Below are 8352 nucleotides of genomic sequence, written 5' to 3' on the forward strand. Positions count from 1 at the left end.
CCGTTGGCGGCGAGCTTCTCGGCGACGAAGCCGATCCGGGTGACGTTGGTGTGGCGGTCCTCGCGGGTGAAGCCCAGGCCCTGGGAGAGGAACTCGCGGATCTCGTCGCCGTCCAGGACCTCGACCTTGTGGCCCTCGGCGCGCAGCCGCTCGGCCAGGGCGAAGGCGAGGGTGGTCTTGCCGGCGCTGGGCAGCCCGGTCAGCCACACGGTGGCGCCGCGCTCGCAGGGAGCGGCCGCGGGGGCCGCCCCCGCGGCTCCACCGGCGGCCAGGGCATGAGCTGTCACAGCGTCTTCCTTACACGAGAGGTGATGTCTGATCAGGGCGGACAGGCCGGACGGTGCCGACCGGTCAGAGGTGGATGCCGCACTCGGTCTTGCTGCTGCCGGACCAGCGTCCGGCCCGGGCGTCCTCGCCCTCGGCGGGCTTGCGGGTGCAGGACAGCGGCGAGCAGCCGATCGAGGTGTAGCCCTCCCACAGCAGCGGGTTGAGCAGCACGCCGTTCGCGGCGACGTAGGCGTCCACGTCCTCCTGCGTCCACCGCGCGATCGGCGCGAGCTTGACCTTGCGGCGCTTCGGGTCCCAGGACACCACCGGGGTGTTCGCCCGGCTCGGCGACTCGTCCCGGCGCAGCCCCGTCGCCCACGCGTCGTACCCGGCCAGGCCCCGGTTCAGCGGCTCGACCTTCCGCAGCGCGCAGCACAGGTCCGGATCGCGGTCGTGCAGGCGCGGCCCGTGCTCGGCGTCCTGCTCGGCGACGGTCTTCAGCGGGGTGAGCGTGACGACGTTGACCGGCATCGTCGCCGCCACCGCGTCCCGCGTCCCGATCGTCTCCGCGAAGTGGTAGCCGGTGTCCAGGAACACCACGTCCACCCCGGGGAGCACCGAGGACGCCAGGTGCGCCACCACCGCGTCCTCCATCGAGGAGGTGACGCAGAACCGCCGACCGAAGGTGTCGGCGGCCCACCGCAGGACCTCCTGCGCGCTCGCCTCCTCCAACTCACGCCCGGCCCGCTCCGCCAGCGACGCGTAGTCAGTCGCGGTCATTGCCATCGTCCCCCATTGTCGAATAGCTGTCCCTCGCCCGCCCCGGTCCGGCCTCGGGCCCACGGGAGGGCCCGGCGTATCCGGGATTCCGAATCCAGCAGCCCCCGTTGGCTGGTGGACGGATTTTCCGAACAGGGTGTCCCCGGCGGAGTTCTGGCGGCTCATCGACCATTTGTTGTCATGTAATGATCACGCCACGTTTCGCCACCGTTCCCCCCACCCGGCCCGACGGGTGGTCGACGCGGCCTGGAATGCCGCGGAGCGGTGGAGCTCGAACCGCGAGCTCGGATTGAAATGCGTATGCGGACTTTCCGCTGAACCCCTGCCTCGGGGCCCGAGGTGCCGATCCGATCCGACCGGACTCCCCGTGCCCACCTCCCCGTGTTGAGCAGCCCATTCGTTCATGTGGCCGCAACAGAGCATAGATCGCTTCGGTAGGGAGCGCCAGCCGTATCCGGCGGTTCTTTGATCTTGATGGTGCGTCTGATCCGGTGCCGTGGGCCGATGTTCGTGCAGCGTACGGGCGGTGCGGTCGCGGACCGCCGCTCGGGGCCGGCCCGTTCGGCGGGCGCTCGGACCCCCGGGGCCGACGGGCGGTATGACGGCGATGTCCCGTTCCTTCGTGTTGGCCATGTTTTCGCCCTCTTGCGTCCCGGGTGTCGGGGAAGCGACGGTCCTGCATTCCGCTGGTGAGAAACCCCGGACGATGCTTGACGCACCCCTGGTGGCTCATTACGGTGATCACCAATTCAATTGACTCCGGCACGGTGGGGCGGCGGATCACGCGGCGGCCCGGGCCGGCCGGGGCGCGAAACGGGGGAGTGGTCGAGGGTGGTGTTGTCCATGCGAACGGATATGCCCGGCATCTGCTGAGGCCGCCTCGGGTCGGAGGGTTGACGGCGCTGTCGCCTCCCCTTCCTTTTGCCTGCCCGAGTACTTCTTCACTGCCTTTCGGCAGTTTTCAGTGGTTTTCTTCACTGCTTCACGTGTTTCACTTCAGGCTGCTCTGAAAGCGGGATAAAGCGTGGCAACAAAGTCTCGGCCGGATTTCTTCGCGTCCATTGTCAGTGATGTTCGTGCACGAGCTGTCGGGCTTCCGGAGAAGCCGGCGATCATCATGCTGGCCGAGGGGGAGAGCGAGCTCGAACGCCTGTCGTTCGCCGAGTACGACCGCCGTGCGCGGGCGTTCGCCGCGGGGCTCCAGGCCCGTGGCATGGCCGGCGAGCGGGTGCTGATCCTGCTGCCCCAGGGTGTCGACTACGCCGTCGCCTTTCTGGGCTGCCTCTACGCCCAGGCGATCGCGGTGCCCGCTTTCCCGCCCACCCGGAGCCGCAAGGGCGCCCGGGTCGAGGGCATCGTCGACGACTGCACCCCGCGGCTCGCAGTGGTGGGCGCGGACCGGGTCCAGGCGATGAGCCGCGAACTCCCCTCCTCCTGCGCGGTGCTGACGACGGGTGAGCTGACCTCGGCGGATCCGGACGGCTGGCGCGAGCCCGCGCTCCGTCCGGACGACGTCGGCTACCTCCAGTACACCTCAGGTTCGACGGGGCGCCCGCGCGGCGTCATGGTCACCCACCGGAACATCGTCCAGCAGCTCGACATGCTCGCCGACGGGCTGGAGCTGGAGCCGGACGAGGTGTCGCTGTCCTGGCTGCCGCTCTTCCACGACTTCGGCCTGGTGGCCGGCCTGCTGCTCCCGCTGCGGGCCGGGGTGACGAACGTGCTGATGGCCCCGATCGACTTCGTCCAGGAGCCGCGGCGCTGGCTGGCCGCGGCCACCCGCTACCGGGCCGCGCTGACCTTCGGCCCCAACTTCGCGCTCGACCTGTGCTGCGAGCGCATCCGCCCGGAGGACCGCGCGGGCCTGGACCTCTCCGCGCTCCGCACGCTGATGATCGGTGCCGAACCGATTCGCCCGCAGTCGATCGAGCGGTTCGCCGCCGAGTTCGCGCCGCTCCGATGTCGTGCCGACATCTTCACCCCGGCCTACGGAATGGCCGAGTCCACGCTCGCGGTGGCGATGCGCCGGCGGCACGAGCCGCTGGGCCTCGCCGCCTTCGACGTCGAGGAGCTGGGACGCGGCCGGCTGCGCGGCGTGCCGGACGGCACACCGGGCGCCCGCGTGCTGCCGAGCAACGGCGACGTGCTGCCGGGCACCGGGCTGCTGGTCGTCGACCCGGAGACCAGGACCCCGCTCCCGGACGGGGAGTGCGGCGAACTCTGGCTGAGCGGCGACACGGTGAGCCCCGGCTACTGGCGGAACGCCGAGGCGACCGAGGCCGCCTTCGGGGCCCGGCTGGCCGACGGCAGCGGTCCGTACCTGCGCACCGGCGACCTCGGCGGGCGGATCGGCCCGCACACCTACATCACCGGACGGCGCAAGGACCTGATCGTGGTCCGCGGCGTCAACCACTACCCGCACGACATCGAGCTGACCGTCGCGGACTCCCACCCGGCCGTCGAACGGGACAAGGGCGTCGCCTTCTCGGTGGAGGACGCCGAGGGCGTCGAGCAGCTGGTCGTGGTCAGCGAGCTGACCCGGGACGGGTTCCGCGGCGCCGACCGCGAGGAGGTCGTCCGCAGCATCCGGCTCGCCGTGGTCGAGGAGCACGGGCTCGACCCGCGGACCGTGGTGCTGATCCGCCCGGCCCAGCTCCCGCTGACGTCGAGCGGCAAGGTCCGCCGGCAGGAGTGCAAGCGGCTCTTCCTGACGGACGGGCTCAAGCCGGTGCACGTCTCCTCCGCAGCCGCAGCCCCGGCCGCCCCCACCACCCCCGCGGCCGCCGGGCCGCAGCGCTCCCCGAAGGCCGTGGCCGACTGGCTGACCGCGCGGATCGCCGACCTGCGCCGGCTCGCCCCCGGCGACGTCCCGCAGGACGCGCCCTTCGGCTCCCTCGGCTTCGACTCCGCCGGGCTCGCCGGACTCGCCGCCGACCTCCGGGCCTGGCTCGGCGCCCCGGTCGACGCCAAGGACCTCTACAACCACCCCACCGTCGCGGCGCTGGCCACCGCGCTCGGGCGCGGGGACGACGCCCCGTCGCGGCCGGCCGGACAGCCCCGGACGACCGAACGGACCGACCGGGCCGAGCGGCCCGGAGCGGCCGACGCCCGCGAGCCGATCGCCGTCGTCGGCATGGCCTGCCGGCTGCCCGGCGCCCCGGACGTCGACGCGTTCTGGCAGCTGCTGGTCGACGGCCGGGACGCGGTGACCGAGGTCCCGGCGCGCCGCCGGCTGCTCGGCTACCGGCTGGAGCACGGCGAGCCGGCCTGGGGCGGATTCGTCGACGGGGTCGAGGAGTTCGACGCCGCCTTCTTCGGGATCTCCCGCGACGAGGCCCGCCGGATGGACCCGCAGCAGCGCCTGCTGCTGACCACGGTGTGGCGGGCCCTGGAGGACGCCGGCGCGGACCCGCAGGCGCTGGCCGGCGGCCGGACGGGCGTCTTCGTCGGGATCAGCACCCACGACTACGGCCGGCTCCAGGACCGGGCCGGCGGCGCGGTCACGGCCCACGACGGCACCGGCAGCGCCGCGAGCGTCGCGGCCAACCGGATCTCCTACCTGTGGGACCTGCGCGGCCCCAGCCAGGCGGTGGACACGGCCTGCTCGTCCTCCCTGGTGGCCCTCCACCAGGCCTGCGCCAGCCTGCGGCTCGGCGAGTGCGACCTCGCCGTGGTGGCCGGCGTCAACCTGCTCCTGGACCCGGGGCTGACCACGGTCTTCACCGAGGCCGGCATGCTCGCCCCGGACGGCCGGTGCAAGACCTTCGACGCCTCGGCGGACGGCTACGTGCGAGGCGAGGGCTGCGGCGTCGTGGTGCTCCGGCGCCAGTCCGACGCGGTCGCCGCCGACGACCGGATCCGCGCCCTGGTCGCGGGCTCGGCCGTCACCTCGGACGGGCGCAGCAGCACCCTGACCGCGCCGAACGGGCCGTCCCAGGAGGCCGTGCTGCGCGCCGCCCTCGCCGCCGCCGGGCTGACCGCCGACCAGGTCGGCTACGTCGAGGCCCACGGCACCGGCACCCGGCTCGGCGACCCGATCGAGATGGGCGCGCTGCGCGCCGTCTACGGGGAGTCGGCCGGCGGCGAGCTGCACGTCGGCTCGGTGAAGAGCAACATCGGCCACCTGGAGGCCGCGGCGGGCATGGCCGGCCTGATCAAGGCGGTGCTCTGCCTGGAGCACCGGCGGATCCCGGCCTCCCTGCACGTGGACACCGTCAACCCGCTGATCGGGCTGGACGGTTCGCGGCTGCGGATCCCGCGCGCGACGACGGAGTGGCCCGCGGGCCCCGGCCGGGCGGCGGCGGTCAGCTCCTTCGGGTTCGGCGGCACCAACGCCCACGTGGTCCTCTCCGGCGCGCCGGAGAGGCGGCCCCGGGTGGAGGCCGCGGAGAGCGGCGAGTGGACCTTCCTCCCGGTGTCGGCGAAGACCGGCCCCGCCCTGCGCCGGCTCGCCGGCGACTACGCCGGGGCGCTGGCGGGGGAGGGCGGCGCGGCCCCGGCGTGGAGCGCGCTGGTCCACACCGCCGGAGCCCGGCGCGCCCACCACGACCACCGGATCGCCGTGCCGGCCCGCTCGCACGGCGAGGCCGCGGAGGCCCTGGCGGCGTACCGGGACGGCGAGCCCGCCCCCACGGTGGTGCGCGGCGTGGCGCCCGGCGGCGGGCCCGGGCCGGTGGCCTTCGTCTTCACCGGCCAGGGCGCGCAGTACCCCGGGATGGCCAAGGCGCTGTACTTCCGGCACGCGGCCTTCCGCACCGCGCTCGACGAGGTGGACGCGCTGGTGCGCGCGGAGCTGGGGGTCTCCCTGCTGCCGACGCTGTGCGACGCCCCCGGCCCGAAGCTGGACCTCGAACAGACCCGCTTCGCCCAGCCGGCCCTGTTCGCCGTGGACTACGCGCTCGCCGCGCTGTGGGGCGCCTGCGGGGTGCGGCCGGACGCCGTGGCCGGGCACAGCCTCGGCGAGTACGTGGCGGCCTGCGTGGCCGGCGTGCTGAGCCTGCCGGACGCCGTTCGGCTGGTGGTGGCCCGGGCCGGCCTGATGCAGGACCTCGCGGGGGCCGGGGCGATGTACGCCGTCCACGCGGGCCGCGAGCTGATCGCCGAGCTGCGCGCGGACCTGCCCGCGGACCGGTCGGTGGTGGTCGCCGCCCTCAACGGGCCGGAGGACGCGGTCGTCTCGGGCACCGAGGCGGCGACGGCCGAAGTGGCGGCCCGCTGGGAGCGGCGCGGCGCCAAGGTCACCCGGCTGCACGGCACCCGGGCCTTCCACTCCCCGCTGATGGCGGAGGCGGTCGCGGAGTTCGAGCGGGTCGCCGCGACGGTCGGGTTCCGCGCCCCCGCGATCCCCGTGGCGGCCAACCTGACCGGCGCCGTCGAGCGGGAGTTCTCGGCCGCCTACTTCGCCCGGCACGCGCTCGAACCGGTGCGCTTCGGCGACTGCCTGGCCGCGCTGGCCACGCTCGGCTGCGCCACCGTGGTCGAGTGCGGGCCGCACCCGGTGCTCGGCCCGCTGGTCGAGGCCGTGCTCACCGACGCCGTCGGCCTGCCGAGCCTCCACCGGGACGACACCGACGACCGCCGGTTCCAGCGCGGGCTGGCCGAGTGGTACGTCCGGGGCGGGCGGGTCGACTGGGCCGGCGTCCTGCGGGCCCGGGACGGCGAGCACGGCCGGCCGCCGCTGCCGGTCGCGCTGCCGGGCCACCCGCTCGCCCCGACCCGGCACTGGTTCACCGACGGCGGCGACGGGCGGCACCCGCTGCTCGGCGCGCCGGTCGAGCTGGCCGGCGCCGAGGGCCACTGGTTCTCCCGCACGCTGACCGCCGACCGGCCGTGGTACCTGGACGAGCACCGGGTGGCCGGGCGGGCGGTGCTGCCCGCCGCCGCGATGGCGGAGTGGGCCGACGCGGCCGTCCGCGCCGTCGCCGGTGACGGCCCGTGGACGCTCCAGGGCGTCTCCTTCACCGCCTTCCTCGCCCTGCCCGAGGACGCGCCGGTCACCGCCCAGGCGGTGGTCGAGGCCGGGCCGGACGGGCACCGGGTGCGCGGCTTCGGCCGGGTGGCCGGGGCGGGCGCCTGGACCGGGCACGTCACGGTGGCGGCCGCCCGGCCCGCCGAGCCGGCCCCGGCGACCCGGGCCGACCTCGACCTGCTGCGGGCCGGCCTGGCCGAGCGGGACGTCGACGGCCTGTACGGGACGCTGCGCGCCCGCGGCCTGGAGTACGGCCCGGCCTTCCGCGCCCTGCGCGCGCTGTGGGCGGGCGAGAAGGAGGCCGTCGGCCTGGTCGAGGCCGACCTGCCGGCCGAGGACCGCTCCTCCCACCGGGCGCACCCGGTGGTGCTGGACGCCTGCTTCCACGTGGCCGCCGCCTTCCTCGGCGACACCGGGGACCTGCTGCTGCCGGTGGGCGTCGACCGGCTCACCGTCCACCGCCCGCTGCCCGCGCGGCTGTGGTGCGTGGCCCGCGACGCCGGGACCGGGGCCGACGGGGAGCGCTCCTTCGACCTGGACCTGGTGGACGGGGACGGCGGCCTGCTGGCCACCGTCGAGGCGCTGCGGCTGCGGCCGGTCGCGCCGGAGCTGATCGCGGCGGCGGCCGGAGCGCCGGCCGGGGCAACGGTCGGGGCCGCGGTGCGCGGCTACCGCACCGACTGGGTGCCGGCACCGGAGGCGGGCACCGCCGACCGGCCGGGCAGCTGGCTGGTCTGCGGGACGGACGCCTCGCTGGTGGACGACTGGTGCGCCGGTGCGGCCGTCCCGGCGCTGGGCCTGCCGGTCGCGCCGGACGCCTCGGACGAGGCGCTGGCCCGGCTGTTCGCCGAGGCCCGCGGCCGGACGGACGGCGTCGCCGGCCTGGTCCTCCAGGCCGGCGGGCCCCAGCCAACCGGGGACGAGACCGCCGGGGACGACGCCGCCGGGGAGGACCCCGTCGCGCTCGCCGGTACGGCCTTCGCGGTCCTGCGCGCCTTCCTGCGGGAGTTCGGCGCGGACCGGCCCGGGGTCGTGGTCTGCTCCACCGGCGCGGTGCGGGTGCCGCAGGCGCCGACCCGGCCGGACGCCGCCCAGGCGCCGCTCACCGGCCTGGCCAAGGCCGTCATCGCCGAGTACCCCGACCTCAGGTGCGTCCAGGTGGACCTCGAGCCGCGCCGGACCCCGCCGACCCTGGCCGGGCTGCTGGCGCGCGTCGCCGGCCTGGCGGGGCGCGGCCACCTGGCGGTCCGGGACGGCCGCTGGTACGCCGCCCGGCTGCGGGAGACCGCGCTCGGCGGCGCGGCACCGGCCCCCGTCCGGGCCGACGGCAGCTACCT

Annotated in this window: 3 protein-coding genes; 1 reads left to right on the forward strand and 2 read right to left on the reverse strand. The window is 75.4% G+C overall.

Annotated features, from left to right (window positions below; all coding sequences use genetic code 11):
- Together ABZW03_RS32275 and ABZW03_RS32280 are read right to left on the reverse strand one after the other, a co-directional pair.
- Positions 1-272 (reverse strand): adenylyl-sulfate kinase (locus tag ABZW03_RS32275; RefSeq protein ID WP_355266231.1); only part of this gene is annotated, 272 nt, incomplete at its 3' end.
- 79 nt (positions 273-351) lie between these two features.
- Positions 352-1047: a phosphoadenylyl-sulfate reductase gene (locus tag ABZW03_RS32280; protein WP_355266226.1), complete on the reverse strand. Its 696-nt coding sequence runs from the start codon at positions 1045-1047 to the stop codon at positions 352-354.
- 1117 nt (positions 1048-2164) lie between these two features.
- Between ABZW03_RS32280 and ABZW03_RS32285 the strand changes: the two genes are divergently transcribed.
- A partial coding sequence (locus tag ABZW03_RS32285; RefSeq protein ID WP_355266228.1) for a beta-ketoacyl synthase N-terminal-like domain-containing protein occupies positions 2165-8352 on the forward strand: 6188 nt, incomplete at its 3' end.

Source organism: Kitasatospora sp. NPDC004799 (genome assembly GCF_040609095.1).
Lineage (GTDB): Bacteria > Actinomycetota > Actinomycetes > Streptomycetales > Streptomycetaceae > Kitasatospora.